This is a genomic window from Chryseobacterium sp. IT-36CA2 (assembly GCF_949767875.1).
GTDB lineage: Bacteria > Bacteroidota > Bacteroidia > Flavobacteriales > Weeksellaceae > Chryseobacterium.
Genome location: NZ_CATKPG010000011.1, coordinates 1,386,951 through 1,407,583 on the forward strand (window position 1 = coordinate 1,386,951; position 20,633 = coordinate 1,407,583).

General features: G+C 34.7%; 18 protein-coding genes. 16 read left to right on the top strand and 2 right to left on the bottom strand.

All coding sequences use genetic code 11. The features are described 5' to 3' along the window. Positions 1–92: 92 nt before the first annotated feature. From ACM6F9_RS07015 to ACM6F9_RS07035, 5 genes are all read left to right on the top strand, one after another. Positions 93–302, top strand: coding sequence for a dihydrodipicolinate reductase C-terminal domain-containing protein (locus tag ACM6F9_RS07015; RefSeq protein WP_414845033.1), 210 nt, complete (start codon positions 93–95; stop codon positions 300–302). 384 nt (positions 303–686) lie between these two features. Beyond that, positions 687–920: a hypothetical protein gene (locus ACM6F9_RS07020; RefSeq protein WP_414845034.1), complete on the top strand. Its 234-nt coding sequence runs from the start codon at positions 687–689 to the stop codon at positions 918–920. After that, positions 896–1,480 (top strand): hypothetical protein, encoded by a 585-nt coding sequence (locus ACM6F9_RS07025; protein WP_414845035.1) that lies wholly within the window; start codon positions 896–898, stop codon positions 1,478–1,480. The genes ACM6F9_RS07020 and ACM6F9_RS07025 overlap by 25 nt, the downstream gene beginning before the upstream one ends. A gap of 12 nt (positions 1,481–1,492) precedes the next feature. Beyond that, positions 1,493–2,275 carry a hypothetical protein gene (locus ACM6F9_RS07030; RefSeq protein WP_414845036.1) on the top strand — a complete coding sequence of 261 codons (783 nt, stop codon included), beginning with the start codon at positions 1,493–1,495 and terminating at the stop codon, positions 2,273–2,275. A 6-nt stretch (positions 2,276–2,281) separates the two neighbouring features. Then, the gene (locus ACM6F9_RS07035; RefSeq protein WP_414845037.1) at positions 2,282–3,070 is read left to right on the top strand and encodes a hypothetical protein; all 789 of its coding nucleotides are present in this window, start codon (positions 2,282–2,284) and stop codon (positions 3,068–3,070) included. Between the two features lie 82 nt (positions 3,071–3,152). On the opposite strand, the gene ACM6F9_RS07040 is transcribed toward ACM6F9_RS07035, so the two are convergent. Beyond that, positions 3,153–3,692, bottom strand: a complete 540-nt coding sequence (locus tag ACM6F9_RS07040) for a helix-turn-helix domain-containing protein (protein ID WP_414845038.1) — start codon at positions 3,690–3,692, stop codon at positions 3,153–3,155. Between the two features lie 443 nt (positions 3,693–4,135). Between ACM6F9_RS07040 and ACM6F9_RS07045 the strand changes: the two genes are divergently transcribed. From ACM6F9_RS07045 to ACM6F9_RS07090, 10 genes are all read left to right on the top strand, one after another. Then, complete coding sequence (locus ACM6F9_RS07045) at positions 4,136–4,678, top strand: peptidoglycan-binding protein LysM (protein ID WP_414845039.1); 543 nt, start codon at positions 4,136–4,138, stop codon at positions 4,676–4,678. Between the two features lie 203 nt (positions 4,679–4,881). Continuing rightward, on the top strand, positions 4,882–5,427 hold the full coding sequence (locus tag ACM6F9_RS07050) for a peptidoglycan-binding protein LysM (RefSeq protein WP_407846810.1): 546 nt from the start codon (positions 4,882–4,884) through the stop codon (positions 5,425–5,427). A gap of 340 nt (positions 5,428–5,767) precedes the next feature. Then, positions 5,768–6,313, top strand: a complete 546-nt coding sequence (locus ACM6F9_RS07055; protein WP_414845040.1) for a peptidoglycan-binding protein LysM — start codon at positions 5,768–5,770, stop codon at positions 6,311–6,313. 225 nt (positions 6,314–6,538) lie between these two features. Next, positions 6,539–7,084 carry a peptidoglycan-binding protein LysM gene (locus ACM6F9_RS07060; protein ID WP_414845041.1) on the top strand — a complete coding sequence of 182 codons (546 nt, stop codon included), beginning with the start codon at positions 6,539–6,541 and terminating at the stop codon, positions 7,082–7,084. A gap of 80 nt (positions 7,085–7,164) precedes the next feature. Continuing rightward, positions 7,165–7,965 (top strand): hypothetical protein, encoded by an 801-nt coding sequence (locus ACM6F9_RS07065; protein WP_414845042.1) that lies wholly within the window; start codon positions 7,165–7,167, stop codon positions 7,963–7,965. Positions 7,966–7,974: 9 nt separating this feature from the next. Next, positions 7,975–10,779: a hypothetical protein gene (locus tag ACM6F9_RS07070; RefSeq protein WP_414845043.1), complete on the top strand. Its 2,805-nt coding sequence runs from the start codon at positions 7,975–7,977 to the stop codon at positions 10,777–10,779. Between the two features lie 10 nt (positions 10,780–10,789). Beyond that, on the top strand, positions 10,790–12,223 hold the full coding sequence (locus ACM6F9_RS07075) for a hypothetical protein (protein ID WP_414845044.1): 1,434 nt from the start codon (positions 10,790–10,792) through the stop codon (positions 12,221–12,223). A 496-nt stretch (positions 12,224–12,719) separates the two neighbouring features. Further along, positions 12,720–13,454, top strand: coding sequence for a sensor histidine kinase (locus ACM6F9_RS07080; protein ID WP_414845045.1), 735 nt, complete (start codon positions 12,720–12,722; stop codon positions 13,452–13,454). Next, on the top strand, positions 13,451–14,098 hold the full coding sequence (locus ACM6F9_RS07085) for a response regulator (protein WP_414845046.1): 648 nt from the start codon (positions 13,451–13,453) through the stop codon (positions 14,096–14,098). The genes ACM6F9_RS07080 and ACM6F9_RS07085 overlap by 4 nt, the downstream gene beginning before the upstream one ends. Before the next feature lie 347 nt (positions 14,099–14,445). Beyond that, entirely contained in the window at positions 14,446–16,032 is a 1,587-nt protein-coding gene (locus tag ACM6F9_RS07090) for a Na+/H+ antiporter (protein ID WP_414845047.1), read from the top strand. 202 nt (positions 16,033–16,234) lie between these two features. Here ACM6F9_RS07090 and ACM6F9_RS07095 read toward each other — a convergent pair whose 3' ends face one another. Beyond that, positions 16,235–17,281, bottom strand: a complete 1,047-nt coding sequence (locus ACM6F9_RS07095; protein ID WP_414845048.1) for an NAD(P)-dependent alcohol dehydrogenase — start codon at positions 17,279–17,281, stop codon at positions 16,235–16,237. 1,286 nt (positions 17,282–18,567) lie between these two features. Here ACM6F9_RS07095 and ACM6F9_RS07100 point away from each other — a divergent pair. Continuing rightward, entirely contained in the window at positions 18,568–20,427 is a 1,860-nt protein-coding gene (locus ACM6F9_RS07100; RefSeq protein ID WP_414845049.1) for a hypothetical protein, read from the top strand. The last annotated feature ends 206 nt before the right edge of the window (positions 20,428–20,633 follow it).

The following is a 20,633-nucleotide window of genomic DNA, read 5'->3' on the forward strand; positions in this document are numbered from 1 at the left end:
TTTGAATTTTCATAAACATGTGTTTTCGATTTTTAATTTCTGTTCTTTTACCTCTTTGAAATTATTGTGATAAATGTAGTGGTGGGGCTAATTTGAATGGGGTAAAAGTACATTCCGTGAGACTTCCCGGATATGTTATTTATGTAGAAACTGTTTTTGGACTAAAAGATGAGAGATTAACAATTCGTCACGATTCAGGTACAGGAGCAGAACCTTATGTCAATGGAGTTCTGCTTGCTATAGAAAAAGTGAATACATTTACCGGCTTAAAGAGAGGTTTAGATACGGTTATGGAATTTTAATTATTGGTTTAAACATCAGATTCAATTCTCCATTTCAAAAGAATAAAAATGGCATTACTTCTCTTAAAGCGATGCTATTTTACTATTTGTGACCCAGACGAGCATATCTTTAAGCACTTTTACCGATGATTTATTTCGTTTTGGACCAAATTAAACTTAAACAAGAACTGAGTAGCTATAAAAGATAGTTTAGAAATGTATTTTCATTGTTACAGAACTCTTCTAAAATAAAATATTTGAACTTCTTATTTAGTTATGTAAATTAATTTAATATAAAATTAATATGTATTTGAGTCGTGATCAGTATCTATAATTAAAATATTATAAGATATTATATTGTGTAATGTGAAAAAAGACATAAATTTGCCGATCAAATGAAATTTTATGAAAAATAATTATATCGGCAAAATTGTACTTTTATTAGTTTCAATAGGTTCAGCAAATTTTTCAAAAGCGCAAGTTGGGATTGGTACAATTAATCCTAATTCAAACGCTGTATTAGAGCTTTCTTCTACTTCAAAAGGATTACTCTTATCACGTGTGGCTCTTACAATACTACTTCATCTTCACCTCTTTCTACCCATGAAAAAGGAATGGTTGTATATAATACAGCTGTAATAAATGATGTTGTGGAAGGGATGTATGAAAATGACGGAACAAAATGGAACAGACTGTATACCAACCAACCCAATGTGGGAGATGTTTATTATAGTTTTGTAGCATCAGATCATCAGGGATGGTATTTATTGGATGGCCGAAATATTACTTCATTGCCAGCTGCGGCTCAGGCAAATGCAACTAAAATTGGTATAACAACTTCACTTCCTAACGCGGCAGACAGATATTTAAAACAAAAAGGAGCTTCTGCATTACTAAGTGCAGGTGGTGCACAAACTACAACTCTTTTACAGCAAAACCTACCCAATATTAGTTTTACCGGGACAACCTCCAGCAATGGTAATCATAGCCACCAATATGTAGATAGAGGCCAAACAACGTGGAATCATGGAACTGGTACTGCAACATTCGCAAACACAGCGCAGCTTACCAATCAAAATACTGGTTCTGCAGGCAATCACTCTCATACTGTACAGGTAAGCTCAGGCGGATCCGGAACGGGTATTGATACTGAACCCAAAAACCTTGCAGCGAATACTTTTATTTATCTAGGCCTTTAAAAAATACATATTATGAGAAATAAATTATTTTATCTACTACCTGTCTTAATAACAGTCAGTATAAGTGGTCAGGTTGGTATAGGAACAAACTCTCCCAGCTTAAATTCTATTTTAGATCTTACTACAACAAATAAAGGAATACTTTTGATGAGAAACAATCTTACCAATACAGGTTCTCCTGCCCCTTTATCTGCACATGTAAAAGGAATGATCACCTACAATCTTGCAAATGTTAATGATGTTTCTGAAGGTATTTATCAGAATAACGGAACAAGCTGGTCTGCTGTTTCCCGTGATTATCCTTATGGTACAATTTCAAATAGTTTTGCCACTACAGACAATAATGGATGGTATCTATTAAATGGAAGAGCAGTTTCTTCACTTCCATCCAATGTTCAGGCAAGAGCAATCAGCCTTGGGTTTGCAACCAACTTACCTAATGCAGATGACAGAATTATTAAAACAAAGGATACCTCGGAAACTGTAGGTGCTTTAAGTGGTAACTCTAGTATCGTTTTATCACAAGCTAATCTGCCAAATGTTGTATTTAACGGCAGTACATCCACTGACGGAGCTCACACGCATACTTATACAGATAGGGGAGCAGGTTCTTCTGTTAACAGTGGAACTGGGGCTACCAATCCGATAGCCGATGATACTTCAGCCACATTTAACACAACAACTGATGGTGCACACACTCATACCGTATCATTCAGTTCCGGTGGAACTTCCCAACCAGTTAATATTACGCCAAGTTATTTGGTAACAAATGTTTTTATCTATTTAGGAAATTAACACATTATGAAAAATATAATTATTACTTTAATTTTAACCACTGCTATTTGGAATGGCAATATTTTGAAAGGTCAGGTAGGCATTGATACACCCAACCCCAATGCCAATGCTTTATTAGAATTAAATTCTACCAATAAAGGCTGGTTACCTCCAAGAATATCTTTGGTTAATACTACAAGTGCATCTCCTCTTTCCCAACATGTTAAAGGAATGATCGTTTATAATACAGTAAGTAATGCATTGGTATCAGAAGGTCTTTATATGAATAATGGAGCCCAATGGTTTCGTTTATCTACTTCAGATATTCCTAAAGGGCACATAAAATATAGTGTGCAGACGGGTGATCACAACGGATGGTATTTATTGAATGGAAGAGCAGTGTCTTCCCTTCCAGCTGCTGTACAGGCAACTGCTGTATCTCTAGGCTTTCCTGCAAATATTCCTGATGCTTCAAATAGGTATTTGAAGGCAAAAACGGGTGCTGAAGTTTTGGGAGCATCAGGTGGAAATTCCAGCTTTACACTCACACAGACTAATTTACCAGCCATTACCTTCAATGGTACAGCACTTTCAGCCGGTAATCACTCTCATACCTATGTGGACAGAGGGAGTTCTTCAGTAAATGGGGGAGGTTCTGGAAATGATAATGCTGATGACACTTCAGGAACTTTCACTACAAGTACTGCCGGTGCACATACCCATACTTTTACAGTACCTACCGGAGGAACGAATACACCAGTATCTATTGATCCCAAACATCTTAATCTTAATGTTTTTGTTTACTTAGGATCATAAAGAATATATTTATTCAGTTCTTTTGATTTAAATCAAAAGAACTGAATTGTGTTATGCAAGTCAAGTGCAATTGATTGAATATCTAATTCAAACTTCTATATTCATTAGGAGTAACACCTGTTCTTTGTTTAAAAAGACGATTAAAGTGCTGTGGATACTTAAATCCAAGCTCGTAAGCAATCTGAGCAATAGATTTATCAACATTGAAAACTCTTTGCTTGGCTACATCAATAATTTTATTCTGAATATATTCCTGCGCTGTTTTCCCTGTTTCTTTCTTGATGAGATCGCCAAAATAGTTGGCTGAAAAATGTAATTCTTCGGCACGGTAGGCTACAGATGGAAGACCAATAGTATTCGTTTTCTCAGATAAAAAATAGTTGTTTAGTAATTCTTCAAATTTTTCTAAAATACCTTTATTTACATTTTCTCGGGTAATAAACTGACGGTCATAAAAGCTATCACAATGATTAAGAAAAAGCTCAATATTTGATGTGATGACTTTCTTACTGTGTTTATCCACTGGCCGGCTCAATTCAAATTGAATGTCTGCAAACATTTCCAAAACCATTTGCTGTTCTTGCTTAGAAAGGTGTAACGCTTCAATTGGTTTGATATCCAAAGACGAGCGTATTTTCAAACACTTTTATCAATGATTTGGTTCGTTTGAGTCAAATTAAAAATGAATTACAAAGCTCATTTTTTTTAATATTCAATTAAGAATTTAGAGTAAAGAATAAATTTTAGGAATAAAAAATAGTGGCCCAGCCATGAATAATGACATCAGTTATCGGAGTGTTTAACAATTTCCTTAAACATCCCGCTACTGTTAACTTGATTAATTATTCTTATGGTAAATATGCTGATTCCATGATTTCGGCGTTATTCCCATTAGAGTGTAATATTGTAATAAAAATTAACTCTATCATATTGAATATCTGTAAGCTTTATGATGACAATACCTAATCAATGATGAAAAAGGCTTTGGTAATGTCAGATAATGTTATTAGATTTATAATGATTTCTGAATGACAATATTATTACACCTCACTAAATTTATTAATCATGAAAAAGCAAATCCTTATCGTTGCGCTGTCTCTGGGAGCAATCGCCTTAGGAACCCACCGGGTTATGGCACAAAATTCAGAGCAGGTGAGTACATCAGTAAATATTATTTTATCGGACGTTATTGCAATGGACATTGGCTCTGTTGCTTCAGAAGGCACTGTAGATTTTAATTATGGGAGCACAAAAGACTATAATTCATCAAAAAATGTGACTGTTCCCAATAGTTTAATCATTATTTCCTCCAAAAATTTTGATGTAAAAGTAAAATCTGAAGGGTCACACTTTGTAAGCGGTGCAAATGTAATTCCTGTAGATGTATTACAGGTAAAAGCGATACCGGGCGGAAGTTTGGTGGGAACCCTGAATGAGGTCACTTTATCTACAACTGATCAGGTGCTGGTGAGTAATGCAAGTTTAGGTACCAAACAGTCTTTAAATATTGCTTACTCTATTTCGGCGGAAAATGCATCCAAGGTACTTTTGGGTAAACCACAGGGAACTTACACACAAAAAATAACTTATACTGCCACTGCATTGTAAGTAAGTACCAATTTTAAAATAGAAAAGCCCTCAATACTGTCAAAGTATTGAGGGCTTTTCTATTTATCATATGAATAAACCGTGTAGTGATTTTACTACATGCACTTCCTTTTTTCACTACAAAGAAACTTTTATCGCCGCTGTAGATTTGCAGTATACAAAAGATAACAATTAAATAAAAATAACAATTAAATATTACTGCCATGACAAAACAAATCGTAATCACAGCCTTAACTTTTGGAGCAATCATATTAGGAACTAATAATGTTCAAGCTCAAAATACTACAGCAACTACCACTGTAAACATTACTTTAAATGATGTAATTTCTATCGACGCAGGAAGTACTGCCATCGGTAATACGGTTGATTTTAACTATGCTACTGCAGCAGATTACAACTCTGATCAGACGATTACTAAAGCCAACTCTTTAAAAGTTACTTCTACGAAGAACTTTAATGTTAAAGTAAAAGCAGGAGGTGCTAATTTTATGAATGGAACGAACTTAATCCCTGTAAATGTTTTGACAATTAAAGCAGCTACGGCTGCCGGAACAATGGGGGGAACAAAAAATACAGTAGTTTTATCTGCAACGGATCAGAATTTAGTTACCAATGCCCCACTAGGAAGTGCCTTAACACTGAATCTGGATTACACCATTCCAGCGGCAAAATCATCATCTTCTGATATTTTAGGTAAACCGGCCGGAACTTATACTCAAACAGTAACTTATACTGCGACAGCTTTATAAGTTAAATTTTTTCATATTAATATTTTGTGATTTGGTGTTTCGAAGGCTTCCTCAGGGGGGCCTTTGATTTTGTATGTATTGTACCGATATAGATAAAATTCAAAACCCGGGAATTTATATTACAACAGCTTTATAATAGAAATAACAGGAATTTATATGCGCCCTCAAGACTTAGAAAGTGTTGGGGGTTTTACTATTTAAGTCAAATGAAAAAACCGTGTAGTTATTTTACTACATGAACTTCCTTTTTCCACTACAAAGAAGCTTTTAGCACCACTATAAATTTGCAGTATACAAAAGATAACAATTAAGTAAAAAATAACAATAAAATATTACCATCATGAAAAAACAAATCGTAATCACAGCCTTAACTTTTGGAGCAATTATACTAGGAACTAATAATGTTCAAGCTCAAAATACAACCGCAACTACAACCGTAAACATTACTTTGAACGATGTTATCTCTATCGACGCAGGAAGTACGGCAATTGGTAATACGGTAGATTTTAACTACGTTACTGCAGCAGACTACAACTCTGATCAGACGATTACTAAAGCCAACTCTTTAAAAGTTACTTCTACAAAGAACTTTAATGTTAAAGTAAAAGCAGGAGGTGCTAATTTTATGAATGGAACCAATTTAATTCCTGTAAATGTTTTGACTATCAAAGCCGCTACAGCTGCCGGAACAATGGGGGGAACAAAAAGCGCTGTAGTTTTATCTGCAACGGATCAAACTTTAGTAGCCAACGCTCCTCTTGGAAGTGCATTAACACTGAATCTGGACTACACTATTCCAGCAGCGAAATCATCATCTTCTGATATTTTAGGTAAGCCAGCCGGAACTTATACGCAAACAGTAACGTATACCGCGACTGCTTTATAATAAAAAACACATCAATTTTATAATAAAAAAAACACATCAATATACGTGCCCTCAACACTTAGAAAGTGCTGAGGGTTTTTCTATGTAAACCCAATGCGTAATCCTGTAGTTATTTTACTACGTGAACTTCCGTCTTCCACTACAAAGAAACTTTTATTGCCGATGTAGATTTGTAGTGTTCAAAAGAGAACAATTAAACAAGAATAACAATTAAATATTACTACCATGACAAAACAAATCGTAATCACAGCCTTAACTATTGGAGCAATCATATTAGGAACTAACAATGTTCAAGCTCAAAATACAACTGCAACTACAACCGTAAACATTACTTTGAACGATGTAATCTCTATCGACGCAGGAAGTACTGCAATCAGTGGTGCAGTTGCCTTTAACTATGTTACTGCAGCAGATTATAATTCGGAAAAAACAGTAGCTCAAGCGAACGCTTTGAAAGTTACTTCCACAAAGAATTTTAATGTAAAAGTAAAAGCGGGTGGTGCAAATTTCATAAACGGAGCCAATTTGATCCCGGTAGATGTTTTGACTATCAAAGCAGCTACAGCTGCCGGAACAATGGGGGGAACAAAAAGCGCTGTAGTTTTATCTGCAACAGATCAAACCTTAGTAGCAAACGCTCCTCTTGGAAGTGCCTTAACACTAAATTTGGACTACACTATTCCAGCAGCGAAATCATCATCATCTGATATTTTAGGGAAGCCAGCCGGAACTTATACACAAACAGTAACTTATACTGCGACTGCTTTATAATAAAAATTTTAGTTTGTAAAGGTTCCTTTTGATACGTTTTCAGTAGTTTTGGGAATCTTTATTATTAAACTATTTACACCATGCACAAACTTATTCACCTTTTCATTTTCTTTATCCTCACAGGATTTTCTTCACTTCTGGCACAAAGCATCTCTATGTCGCCTACACGCTTGTTTTTTACAGGTAATCCAGGAGAAAAAGTAACAAAGACAGTCACGCTCCAAAACAGCTCGGATAAGGATTATGTTTTTAATCTCAACTATAAAGATTGGGTTAGAGAAGAAGACGGAAATAAGGTTTATCTTGAAGCAGGCAGTTCAAAAACTTCCAATGCCTCATGGATGTCCACCTTAGAAAACGCTGTAACTGTTCCTGCGAAAAGTACAAAGGAGATTGTAGTAACCATGCAGATTCCGGCAAACGCATCACAGTCTGCCGTTACGAACAGCATGTTGTTTTTTACCCAACTTCCTCAGCAGGCAGATAAGGCACGTATTCAGAATGGTATTGGTATTATCACCTTATTTGAGGTGGGACTTCACATCTTTTATACTCCACCGGGAAACCATGTAAAAAGTTTGGATATTACTAATATTTCAGAGGTGAGTAATGGGAATACAGCGAACAAAAAAGTTGCAGTAAGTATTCACAATGATGGAAACACCATCAATGATGCCACCGTTGAGTTTGAACTAACTAACACAGACAGTGGTAAGGAAATAAAATTGCCTTCCATTTCCATCTCCATGCTTCCGGATACCAATCAGGTTGTTCAATTTTCTTTACCAGAGAACATTTCAGGGAACTTCCTTGGCGTGGTTATTATTAAAATGGCAGAATCCAATGATTTACGTGTAGGAGAAAAAAACTTTAAATTTTAAAATTAAGCTTTGAAACCACAGAATGGAATATCAGTATCAGTGTTAAGAAGAACAATCTTATTTTTTGTATTTGTTCTTCTGCACTTTTCGTTGGCCTTTGCACAGGAAAAAAAGGATATCCAAATCCATTTTGAAAACGACAGTGTAGCTGTTGAGAAGGGTTCTACTTTTACTAATTTCCTGGTCATTGAGAATAAAAGTTCTGAAGAAGTTATCATTCAGAATATCATACCTCAGGAAAAATATCCGGGATTGCTTTTCTATCCCAAAAATGAATTTACCTTAGGCGCGGGTCAGTCAAAAAATCTTCCAGTGAAACTGATCGCCAATGTGGATTTTATGAAACTGAGATCCAATGAGATCCAATTTCAGGTTTCGTATGCCACCCCAACGGTCACCAGAACTGAAAGTGCCTCGTTCTTCGTTGCTAAAGAAGAGAACAAAAACATCGCAGTTTATACCGCCACATACGAAAATTTCATTAACCCTGCTTTGCCGCAATCTTCAATTCTGTTGACTGTAGAAAATCAAGGTTATAGTAAACGAACTGTTAGGATTGATTTGCAATCCATTCCTGACGGTTTGGAAATAATGCCAAAACAACAAACCGTATCTCTGGAAGGTCTGGAAAAACAAACGGTTGAGATCAAAATTGCTGTCAGAAAACAGAATACACTTTATCCGGAATTTAATATTAATGCAACTGTCACAGACCTGCTTGACAATAAAATTGTGGGAAGCAACACGCTTTACTTAGTCATTTTATCGCACAACAGACAAATTGCCCGCGGAAACGAAGCGGTGAGCGGAAATAATTTTGCCGAAATCAGTTATAATGAAAACAGTTCAGGTTTCAATTATCTTCAATTGAGGGGAAATACAGCATTTCGGATGACTGAGAATTTGAAATCGCGCTTCAATATCGGGGCAGATTATTATGTTGAAGACGGCCGTTATAACCTGTATGATACCTGGTTGGAACTGGAGAGAAAAAATACGGTATTACGATTGGGAAATGTGAATAGCAGCGATTACGATTACCCAGTGTTCGGAAGAGGCGGGAAAGTTTCTACCAAATTTGGTAAAAATAATCAGATTGAAATTCTTGCGCTGGAAAATAATTATAATCTGTATGGTACTTATTTCCAACAAACACAAGGATCTACCATTGTGGGTGCAAAATATGCTTTTGGGAATGCTAAATCTTTCAATGGGAAAGTATCCTATTTATTCGATCATGATCCTCGCCTTAACGTAGATACGCAGGTCGCGAACGCGGTAACAGCATTGTTAATTAATGATAAACACACAATCCGCACAGAGGTGGGACTGAGCCACGAAAAAGGCCTTTTGAACAACGATGAAAACGCAGGAGCTTCAATGGGAGCCAATTATGATGGGAAAATAGGGAAATGGGATATACAATCTGTCAATTCCTTTGCTACTAAAAGTTATGCAGGGATCAAACGGGGATCCTTTTTCTCAAATCAGAGGATTGGCCGCCAATTTTCTGCCACTCAGCGCGCTTTTATACAATATCAGAATTCGGAGATAGAACCAGAGTTCCTGAGTTTTCAGAGTGAAACAACGCAACCTGGGAATACTTCTAATTTTCGTTATTATTTCAACAGTACAGAAGCTTTGGGGTTAGGTTATCAGTTTTCTTTAAACAAGTGGAATTTTTTACTTTCTCCAAAGGTTGAAAAGCAAAAAACAGCTAATTTTTACACATCTCAGGAACTTTTTTCTTACCGTTTGGAAGCTAATATCAGTACTACATTAGGTGCCCACGGATTGAACCTGACAGCGGAATATTCTTATTCAAAAGAGAACAATAAACCGGACTGGTTCAACAGTTTGAAAACAACTTTATCTTACAGATATAAATCATTCTCCCTCAACGGAACAGCCCAATGGAACGCAACCAGTGTCTTTGATTTAAATTCTTATTATGATGTAAGCCGTAATTTCGCCAACTATAACGTTTATGCCTCATATAATTTCCAGATGTTTAATCATAATCTGACCGGATCTTTTTCAGCTGGAGCATTCTATTCGGAACTTTATAAAAATTTAAACAGCAATATCACCGGTAATCTGGAATATAAGATTTCACCTTCCTGGTCCACCACAGGTTATTTTAATCTTTCCGGTTATAAATCTACGGCTGAATATGCAACCAGTGGCAGTTATTACCAGTTCAGAGTGGGGATTAAAAAATATTTTACCACAGCTACGGCTCTTGGAAATCATAAAGTGTCGTTCCAGTTCTTTGAAGATAAAAATTTCAATGGACTTCTGGAGTCCGGCGAATCGGTACTTGCTAATGAAATTGTAAAACTGGACAATTATGTAGCGATGACGGATAAGAATGGAAAAGTAGTGTTTCAGAATGTACCTGAAGGTACTTACACTCTGAAGGTGAACGAAACTGCGGGTGCCCGATTGATGATGGATCCTGTCATTATGGTACATAACAATATTAACCGTAAAGTAGGCTTGGTAAAAAACATTAAGGTAAGTGGGAAATTAACAGAGATTAAGCAAGCCTATGATGTTTTGGAAACGGATGTAACAGGAATAGTAGTGTATGCAAAAAGTGAAGATGGTATGATGTATACTGCGGTGGTTAACCAAAAAAATGAGTTTGAGTTTTTCCTGAAAGATGGAAAATACAACCTCTATATTGAAAATGACAAATACAGCTATACACAACCTATCCAAACTATTCAGGTGACAAAAGAAGGTTATTCAAAAACCGTGGTTTTTGAATATAAGAAGAAAGACACCACTATTAAGGTGAAAAAGTTTTAAATTTAAAAGTATGAAAAAGATGAGGCCTTTTCTAATAGGAATTTTTACCGTGTTGTGCGGGTCTGCAGTCACGAAAGCTCAGGATATATACCTGTCGATTCCTGAAAATAATATTTTTAACCGGAGCGAATTTACCTCAGTACCTACAAGGGTAATGACGAACGCCAACAGAACAAACTGGGATTATGCCTTTTTGGGATTACTTCCAACAGCTCCTACATTTACCTCTGTTTCCGGGCCAAATTTTACTCATTCTTCTTCCTCACTTACTTTACCAGGTTCCACTCTTCTGTGGCAGTTGGAAAGTATGGGCGGACAGCTGCCATCTACCGGATATTCAGGTTCTTTACCAGGTTTTCAGTCGTTCAGTACAAGCGCTATAAAATGGTTTGAACCGCCATCCATCAGTATTGGGGGAGGATTCAACCGCGGAAATATCAATTTTATATTTAAAATTCCTGCCTCACAATTTACTGCCAATGCTTTCAGAGCCGGGAATTACTCCATGGATATAACTCAGAATTATAATGACTTCACACCACGTAATTTTAAAACAATTTTAGTCATTCCTTCATCTATACGGTGGGTTGCAAACTCTTTAACAAAATACATAGAAATATCTTCTTTGAATGACTACCGCAATACCAGTACGCGGGTGTGGGATTTGGGGAATACGGAAATTGCAAATACGGTTGATTTTAATTTTTGGGCGAAAGCTGCTTCTGCAAACATTCAGTTCACTTCTTCTAAAGGTGTTCCGGGAACCAGAAATATAGCAAGCATGAAATTGGGTAGTAATGGATCAGCACTCACGACCAAAGCCTTATCTTCCGATTTTCAGAATTTTTCCGCTGCTAATTTTAGTGTTGTAGCGGGAAACAGAAACAGCTTCATTCCTCAGCTTTATGTGTCTGCGGAAGATTTTAAAAACTTCTTTTTTGAAGCCGGAACTTATACGTTTGAATTGAACTTCAATGCCGGAAGTACAGATAATTCAATTAACAGCTTGCAAAATACAGCTGTTCAGCTAAAGGTGCTTCCTCTGTCTGAGATCACCATCCCCAGTTCCGGACGCAATGTAAACTTCAATTTTAATACCGCTGCCCATTACACTGATGGTCAGTCACAAATGATTCCCAACCAAATTATGTTGTCCAATAATGAAAATTTTGAGCTCTATGTAAAATCGGACGAAAATTATTTTAAGAAAGGTGGTTTGCAGACTAACATCAATTCAAATATTTTACAAATTGGTGTGGATGGAAGTTCTGTAAATGCTCCCTTATCCAAAACGCCTCAAAAAATACTTTTTAACGGAGCACCGGTTTTGGATCGGGGACTGAACGTAAGATACACCATACCAGCTGCGGGTGCCCAAAGTTTGGTAGGTAAGGAAAATACCACTTACTCTATCAATGTTTATTATAGCTTTACGGCAATTTAACAGTACTTTCTGAAATAGCTCCTCCTTATAGCTCTCTTTAATAGCAATGATCTATCGCCGGATCAGCACGATATTGATAAATTAACTGCATTAGTAAAATTCAGATGCTGTTTGAATTAAATTTTATTAGTTAACCTCCTGCTGTTTGCTATGACAATATAAGCATTGGCATTTTCGTTTTTTCTTTCATAATTTTTGGAACGTCTTCTGGTATTAAGAATTCAGGAGATGATTTTCTCAACAATTCAGCGCTTTTCATGAATTTCAATTTTGCCTTTTGTGCAATCTGGATTTTAGTAAGATAAAATATGGGATTTACTATTTCAAGTAAATCCCATTTGTTTTTTTTCTACTAATATGATATTTTTTATAACTTGCCAACTTCTGGAGAAAGGCTTGAGCTGGATGTTTTATTCACATTTAAACAATAAACCTTTTCTGCCTTTTTTCAAAAAAAATAATTCAAAAAGCTTCTAAAACCTTTGATACTGAATTTATGACTGATTTTATCAACGAACTACAATTAAAAATCGAAAGACTGGAAAACGAAATCAATTTCAAGAACGGACTGATCTCGATATTGTCTCATGACTCAAAAGAACTTTTTGGAACTTTTCTGTGGCTTATAGAAGAGCTGGAACAAAAGACTTTAAGTGAGGAAGATTTTTTTAAATTGTTACCGCAGGTAAAACGAGATGCCCAGAAGAATCTGCAAACTACCCAGGACAGCATTGCCTGGCTAAAAACACAATACGGGGAATTTAATATTAAACCCACTAAAATCATGGTGATGGAACTTTTTCACTATTTAGAAGAAAAATACGCTGCTAAATTAAAGGAAAAAAATATTAAATTTTATTTTAAAGGAGATCACAATGCATTTCTTACAAGCGATCGTCTGTTGCTCGAATATATTTTAGACAAAATTTTTAACAATGCGGTAAAATATACCTTTCCCGGGCAAGATATTTATTTACAGGCGATTACAGAAGGTGATCAGATTGTGCTTTCTGTGATTGATTTCGGAACAGGAATACATGAGAAGTATTTACCTACAATCTACAATCATGGTAATCCCATATTTCTGGGGACTGCAGGCGAGAAAGGAGTTGGATTAAGTTTGAAAATTGTAAAAAATTTTATATCCTTGCTTCATGGAAACATACAAATCATTTCCACTGAAAATAAAGGCAGTACGGTTTCCCTTTTTTTAAGTAAATTTATAGAATGATGGGTTTAAAAGTAAATATTCGCATTGTTGTAGCCGATGATCATGGTATCGTTCGAATGGGTTTGATACAAACAATCAAACGATTCAGACCCGATGCTATAATTTCAGAAGTAGAAGATTATAAATCGCTGTACAAATTAATTCAGAAAGAAGAATTTGATCTGGCCATTATGGACGTTAATATGCCTAATGGTACTGTTCAGGAAGCAATAGATTACATAAAAATTCACCAACCTGAATTGAAAACTCTGATATTTTCTTCACAGGATGAAGAGTTGTATGGGATGCGTTATCTGAAAATGGGTGCTGGTGGCTATCTCAGCAAGCTAAGCTCCACTGAAGTCATTGAAACTGCTTTAACGGCGATGCTCAGTAAGGGCCGATATATAAGTGATAATATAAAAGAAGCGATTTTTTTAGAATCATTAAATGGCGCGGCAAAAAAATCTCCCTTTGAAGCACTATCAGACCGTGAATTGCAAATTGCCAACAAGCTTGCAGAAGGTCTTCCACTCAAAGAAATTTCTAATCAGCTGAATCTCCATTCATCAACGATCAGCACTTATAAAAACAGGTTGTTTGAGAAGCTGAAAATACGATCCATACCTGAATTGGTAGAGATTCTCAGGCTGTATAATCAGTAAATATTCTATCACAAAAAATTTGATTGTGATCCTATGCAATTCTTGCAGTGAGAAATCTGTAATATCTAATGCCAAAACATCTGGCTTATTTTGGAATCAAGAATAAAATAAATGGTGCCAACTGTCTTCAGCTGGCACCATTTGGCTTTTGGTGACAAAGACGAGCGCATCTTCAAAATACTTAAAGCTCATCTTTTCTGTAAGTTTTAGTATAAGCTAACTTTTGCAATATGTCTAACTCTGAGCAGTATGAATATAGAAATTCCTAATTTCTCATGATGTAAATTTCCGTAAAAGAGTAAATTTTTTAAGAATTTAATATATATTTAAGTATCTAAAATTTCCATATGCTTAAAGACTTTGAATTTTATCTTTTCTTGGTTTTCTTAATTATCATGTTGATCATGCTGGCCAATAAAATTAAAGTTGCATATCCTGTTCTATTGGTGTTAGCAGGACTTCTAATAAGTTTTATTCCAGGGGTGCCAGCCATTAAAGTAGAACCCGAATTGCTGTTTATCATTTTTTTACCTCCTTTACTGTATGAAGCGGCATGGTCGACTTCATGGAAAGAACTGTGGCGATGGCGCAGGATTATTTTCAGCTTTGCTTTCGTCGTGGTTTTCTTTACCGCGCTTTCGGTTGCTGTTTTCGCCAATTATTTTATTCCCGGATTTTCTCTGGCTCTTGGCTTTTTGCTTGGAGGTATCGTTTCGCCACCGGATGCAGTGAGCGCCGGAGCAATCTTAAAGTTTGTAAAAGTTCCGAAAAGACTGGCCTCAATATTGGAAGGTGAAAGTTTGTTGAATGATGCCTCTTCTCTGATTATTTTTAGGTTTGCGATGATTGCGGCTGCAACCGGACAATTTGTCTGGCATGAAGCAGCGGGAAGTTTTGTTTGGATGTGCTTCGGAGGCTTGGGAATTGGGCTGGCGATTGCATACGTCTTCCTGAAATTGCACAAAATGTTGCCGACCGATTCAAATATAGATATTCTGCTGACCTTTATTGCACCGTTTTCCATGTATCTGGTAGCAGAACAACTTCATGCTTCCGGAGTCCTGGCAGTAGTAACAGGTGGACTTTTTCTTTCCTATCGCAGCCATGATTTCTTAAGCAGTGCATCAAGAATACGCACGGTAACAGTTTGGGAAAGTTTTTGTTTTCTCTTAAATGGTATAGTGTTTATGCTTATTGGTTTAGATTTGCCGGAAATTGTTTCAGGCTTAGGAGGCACCGATATTTATACAGCTATCGGTTACGGAATTGCAGTTACCGCAGTGCTGATTATTGTCAGGATATTAGCAGGGTACGGAGCGCTGGTGACGACCTTAATTATGAGAAATTTTATCACTGTTGCCGACCCGCAGTCACCTGGGTGGCAGACGCCATTAATTATTGGGTGGACCGGAATGAGGGGAGTAGTTTCTTTGGCTGCAGCACTTTCCATTCCATTGACTTTAGATGATGGGTCTCCGTTCCCGCAAAGAAATATGATCCTGTTCATTACATTCATTGTGATTCTGGTAACACTGCTTTTACAAGGACTTACGCTTCCTTTTTTGCTTAACAAATTTCCTCCGATAGACCGGGATTTCGTAAGAAGTACGAAAGAGATCGATTACGACATTCAGAACAGTCTGGCAAAAGTAGCGATTGATAAAATTAGTAGTGACTATGCTGATAAAATAGAGAGTTTTCCGGCTTTGAAAGATCAATTACAGAAATATGAAAATCTGTTGAATAGTTCCGAAATTATTCTAAACTATGATGAATACAGACGTATTTATATTGACATTCTCGAGACCCAAAGAAACTGGCTTATTAATAAAAATCGTGAAGAACTGCTGCTGGATGAAAATATCATTAGAAAACACCTGAGAATATTGGATTTGCAGGAGGAAAGATTGAATATGAAAGCTGACACCGTTTAGATCATTTCAGTTTTGGATAAAAAGAGCTTGTTTCACAACTCGTGAAACGGATTCTTTTGTAATTTTTTTTGACTCCTTAGTTTGGGATAGTAAAAGAAATAATTAACAGAAGCTTCTTTTGATCTATTAAAATTTCCTGTGCAGTAATCTTTTTACTTAAAATAAAAAACTCTACAATACTGTAGAGTTTTTTGTATTTAATTTAGTTATTTAATGTTTTACTATCGATGACAAATCGATATCTTACATCACCTTTAAGCATTCTCTCATAAGCAGTGGATATATTTTTGATGTCGATAAGTTCAATATCTGATACAATATTGTTCTCTGCACAAAAATCAAGCATTTCCTGAGTTTCCTTAATTCCTCCGATTCCGGAACCGGCAACACTTCTTCTTCCTCCTAAAAGTGGGAAAATTCCGAGTTGCATTGGTACAGAAGGAGCTCCGACACAAATGTGAACACCATCCGTTTTTAGAAGAGCAATATACAAGTTATAATCATGTTCTGCAGAAACGGTATCCAAAATAAAATCAAAAGAGCCTTGTACTGCTTTTAATTGTTCCGGATTACTTGTTACCACAAAATGATGAGCGCCTAATTGTTTTGCATTCTCTTCTTTTGAAGGAGAAGTACTTAAAACCGTTACTTCCGCCCCGAAAGCAACTCCGAATTTTACAGCCATGTGTCCTAATCCGCCTAATCCTAAAACTGCCAGCTTATGACCTTTGCCCACTTTCCAGTGACGAAGAGGAGAGTAAGTTGTAATACCTGCACAAAGTAGTGGAGCAGTAGCTGCCAAATCTAATTTTTCAGAGATATGCAATACAAACTCTTCTCTTACAACAATTGTGTCAGAATAACCTCCGTAAGTGGGATTTCCGCTGCGGTCAAGATTATTATAAGTTTGTGTATTTCCTTCTAGGCAGTATTGTTCCAGATCATGTTTGCAGTTTTCACAGTCCTGACAAGAGTCAACCATACATCCAACTCCTGCAAGTTCTCCAACTTTGAAGTTCTTTACGTGGTCTCCAACTTTAACGATTTTACCGACAATTTCGTGTCCTGGAACCATTGGGAATAATCCCGGAAACCAGTCATTTTTTATTTGATGCAGATCCGAATGGCAAACTCCACAATACATAATTTCAATTTGTATGTCGTGTGCACCAACTTCTCTTCTTTCAAAATCCCAAGAAGCTAAATCAGAACTAGAATCTTGAGCTGCGTAACCTTTTGCTTTAATCATATTGATAAGATTTGTTTTATTCAAATGTAATAAGTATCCAAATCATTTTTTGTATCCAGATTACTTTTTTTTGTAGTTAAAATAAAGAATTAATCTGATCTTAATTTAGCTAATGTTTATTACTGATTTATTGCAAAGTTGATTATATTGTTGACTACCCATAATTGGTACTTTATATTAATCTACAATCATTTTTATAATCAATAAAGCTGTTAATGTGATACTATAGTTTCAGCGTCTTCTTTTTGGGTCGTTCCCGGCGCACTGTATATTTTAGATAAGCTAAAGATTTTATGTAAAAAAATCAAACCATAGAATGTCAGACTATAAAAGATTGATGAATAATCTTTTATGTCTATAAAAAAAAGAGACAACTATTTAATAGTTGTCTCTTTTTGTGACCAAGACGAGCGTATCTTCAAACACTTTTGTCGATGATTTGGTTAGATTGAGCCAAATTAAACAAGAATTACAAAACTCATTTTTTGAGAATAATTTCCGATAATTGATAACAAATGCAATTTAATTTTAAAAATTGAGAATAATCTTTATAGGAAAAGTAAGTTTTTATTTGGATATGTTTTTCTTCATATTAATTGAGGGAAAAATAGATGTATTTGGCATGAGAGTTAGAAAATTTCTGACATTCCAAATAAAAAGTAAATAATTATTGTGATAGTAGAAATGTTTAATATCTAATTCAAATTTCATTCCTCATTATAAGTAACATTCTTACTTTTTTGAATAGTATAATAAGAAGCTGTGTGGGTATTTAAATCTTAATTCGTAAGCTAGATTAATTTTAACTATCAAAATTAGATTTCAGAGGTGATATTTGCTTTCTATGAGAATTCTAAAATTTAGGAATCATTAATTATATTTTGAATAATATTAAGTAAAACCACAATAGATTATATTACGACAAGTTTTGTCGTAATGTTAAAATATATTTGTAAGAAATAAAATCAGTTATAATTATTATATAATATCTCAAATGCTACTTATTAACGAAATAAGAATTATTATTTTATTTTTTTTTCTTTTAATTTATGATTTTTTATTAAATATTTTTGTACAATATTGTATTAATATGTTTTTTATTTATTTTATGATTTTATGGTCTTAAAATTTGTTAAAAAATTAAAATAAAAATATTGTTTTGATGTTGTCATTTTATTAGTTTTGCAAACTTAAAATAATATGATGAAAATTATAATTTAATTTATTTCCTGTTAATAAAATTTTGACATGTTTTAAATTAATACTCCTAAACTAATACCATTTTTATGAAAAATGCATTTACATTTTTATTTGTTTTCATATGTCTTTTTTTATTTTCTCAAACAACAATGTTTGGACCCGTTTCCGCACTTGCTTTTAGGAAAGACAATGTAAAACAGCAGGTTTTGCCAACAGATACTCTACAAGACCGTCTTATGAATTATCATCTCATTAAAGATAATCCTTCGATAATTTTTTTTAAAAAACTTAATACAAGCTTAAATCAGCCTACACTGTTTTTGGTTGGAAATAAATTTGGAGGAACGGATAATAAAGTTTATGCCAAAATAGGTAGCTCAGTCATAAGTGCTCTTGGAATTGCAGATTTTCCTGATTCTTTAAAAATCACAAATCAGGAAATAAACGCTAAAATATTGACATTTACTAAAAAGGATGTTAATAAAAGAATTAATCCCATTGTTTTTTTTAATAAAAGGACTGATAAAAAAGTACTTATCCCAGAAGTGTTGGTTTTTGATAAAAATCTGTCAGATGCAGAAGCTCAAAAGATTGAAACTTATTTAGCTATAAAGTATGGGATTATGATCAATGATATATCTGAGAAAAATTATATCTCTTCGAATGATCATATTTTGTGGGATTCTAAAAAAAATAAAAATTATAATTTCAGAATAACAGGCATTGGAAGGGATGATGCTTTTGAATTGTATCAAAAACAGTCTAAACACTCTAATGATGGTAATTTAGCTGTGGCAATTGACAGTTTAAAACTGACCAACAATTTTAACACTGGAACCATTGAAAATGGGAATTTTTTGGTGTGGGGAGATAATAATCAAAATTTAGAATTTAAAGATGCAGATTTACTTTCGCAACATCCTAAAAGAGATATGTTGAGAGTTTGGAAAGTCCAGAATAAGGCTATAGATAATCAGATTATGAAAACTAATATGTATGCTGTGTTACCTGCCCAACCTCAAGGAAATTTTATTAAACTAAGGCTATTTCAAAATGAGACAGATTATCAGAATGATATATCAACAGATATTACAGGAAAAAAAATAAATGATACACTTTATGTTTTTAAAGATATATTATGGGACATCAATAAGGATGGTAATGACTATTTTACATTTAGTTTAGATGATAATCAAAGTAACATTAATATTCAAATGATAAGTACTTGTGAGGATTTAGGAAATAATCTGGTCAAAATTTCTGTACCGGGAAATATTTTACCTTTTGAATATTCTTTGGAAAGCCTTACTACAGGCCAGATGATTACGAATAATTTGCAAGGAACGAATAATCAAATAGTATTTAACAATCTTAATCCTGATCACTATAAGCTTATCCTTAAGAAACAAGGCTATAGTGATATCATAAGAACTTTTGACTTACAAGGGGTCGTTAATCAGAATATTGATACAAATTATCTTTGGCAGGGCACGCCAATTGAGTTAGATTTAAATACCAGTTCTTTTCAGTATGTGTTAACAAGTCCAAATGGTCAGAATACAATTGCAGCACCTTATTTTCTAAACGGAATAGGAAATTACGAACTAAAAATAAAGAATAAACTTGGATGTGAGATGGTCAAAAACCTGTCAGTTCTTAATACTGCAGATTATGATGCACTTCAGAATAACTCATTATTTAAGAAAATTCAGGTTTCTCCGAACCCTTCCCGAGATGGAAATATTAATATTAGAGTAGAGTTGAAATCTGCTAAACCATTAGCTGTAAAGATATTTAATGGTTTAGGTATTCTGGTCAAGCAAGGAGAATATAGCTCTGCATCAGAATTTACTATTCCAATGTCTATACCGCCTGTTGCCGGATATTACAGTATTAAAATATTTATTCCTGAAGAAGGCAAAAGTGTCAATTTTATTATTTATTAAAAAACTAACAACCTCTATACTCATTATGAGAAAAAGATTTTTCTTCAATATTAAATATATTGATTTGTTACCGGTTTTTATACCCATTATTCTTTCTTTATGTAGTTGGACTCTTTATGAAGTTTCACATAAAGATTATAAAGTCAGGGTTTTAACAAATCAAAATTTCAGTCCTTTTAAAATCAACTGCGATTTTCTTAAACCTT

Bases quoted from the DNA above. Each gene is read 5' to 3' on its own strand.
- ACM6F9_RS07025 (WP_414845035.1), top strand. From the start codon at position 896: ATGGTTGTATATAATACAGCTGTAATAAATGATGTTGTGGAAGGGATG.
- ACM6F9_RS07065 (WP_414845042.1), top strand. From the start codon at position 7,165: ATGCACAAACTTATTCACCTTTTCATTTTCTTTATCCTCACAGGATTT.
- ACM6F9_RS07085 (WP_414845046.1), top strand. From the start codon at position 13,451: ATGATGGGTTTAAAAGTAAATATTCGCATTGTTGTAGCCGATGATCAT.
- ACM6F9_RS07060 (WP_414845041.1), top strand. From the start codon at position 6,539: ATGACAAAACAAATCGTAATCACAGCCTTAACTATTGGAGCAATCATA.
- ACM6F9_RS07095 (WP_414845048.1), bottom strand. From the start codon at position 17,281: ATGATTAAAGCAAAAGGTTACGCAGCTCAAGATTCTAGTTCTGATTTA.
- ACM6F9_RS07045 (WP_414845039.1), top strand. From the start codon at position 4,136: ATGAAAAAGCAAATCCTTATCGTTGCGCTGTCTCTGGGAGCAATCGCC.
- ACM6F9_RS07050 (WP_407846810.1), top strand. From the start codon at position 4,882: ATGACAAAACAAATCGTAATCACAGCCTTAACTTTTGGAGCAATCATA.
- ACM6F9_RS07075 (WP_414845044.1), top strand. From the start codon at position 10,790: ATGAAAAAGATGAGGCCTTTTCTAATAGGAATTTTTACCGTGTTGTGC.
- ACM6F9_RS07090 (WP_414845047.1), top strand. From the start codon at position 14,446: ATGCTTAAAGACTTTGAATTTTATCTTTTCTTGGTTTTCTTAATTATC.
- ACM6F9_RS07100 (WP_414845049.1), top strand. From the start codon at position 18,568: ATGAAAAATGCATTTACATTTTTATTTGTTTTCATATGTCTTTTTTTA.
- ACM6F9_RS07055 (WP_414845040.1), top strand. From the start codon at position 5,768: ATGAAAAAACAAATCGTAATCACAGCCTTAACTTTTGGAGCAATTATA.
- ACM6F9_RS07020 (WP_414845034.1), top strand. From the start codon at position 687: ATGAAAAATAATTATATCGGCAAAATTGTACTTTTATTAGTTTCAATA.
- ACM6F9_RS07080 (WP_414845045.1), top strand. From the start codon at position 12,720: ATGACTGATTTTATCAACGAACTACAATTAAAAATCGAAAGACTGGAA.
- ACM6F9_RS07035 (WP_414845037.1), top strand. From the start codon at position 2,282: ATGAAAAATATAATTATTACTTTAATTTTAACCACTGCTATTTGGAAT.
- ACM6F9_RS07030 (WP_414845036.1), top strand. From the start codon at position 1,493: ATGAGAAATAAATTATTTTATCTACTACCTGTCTTAATAACAGTCAGT.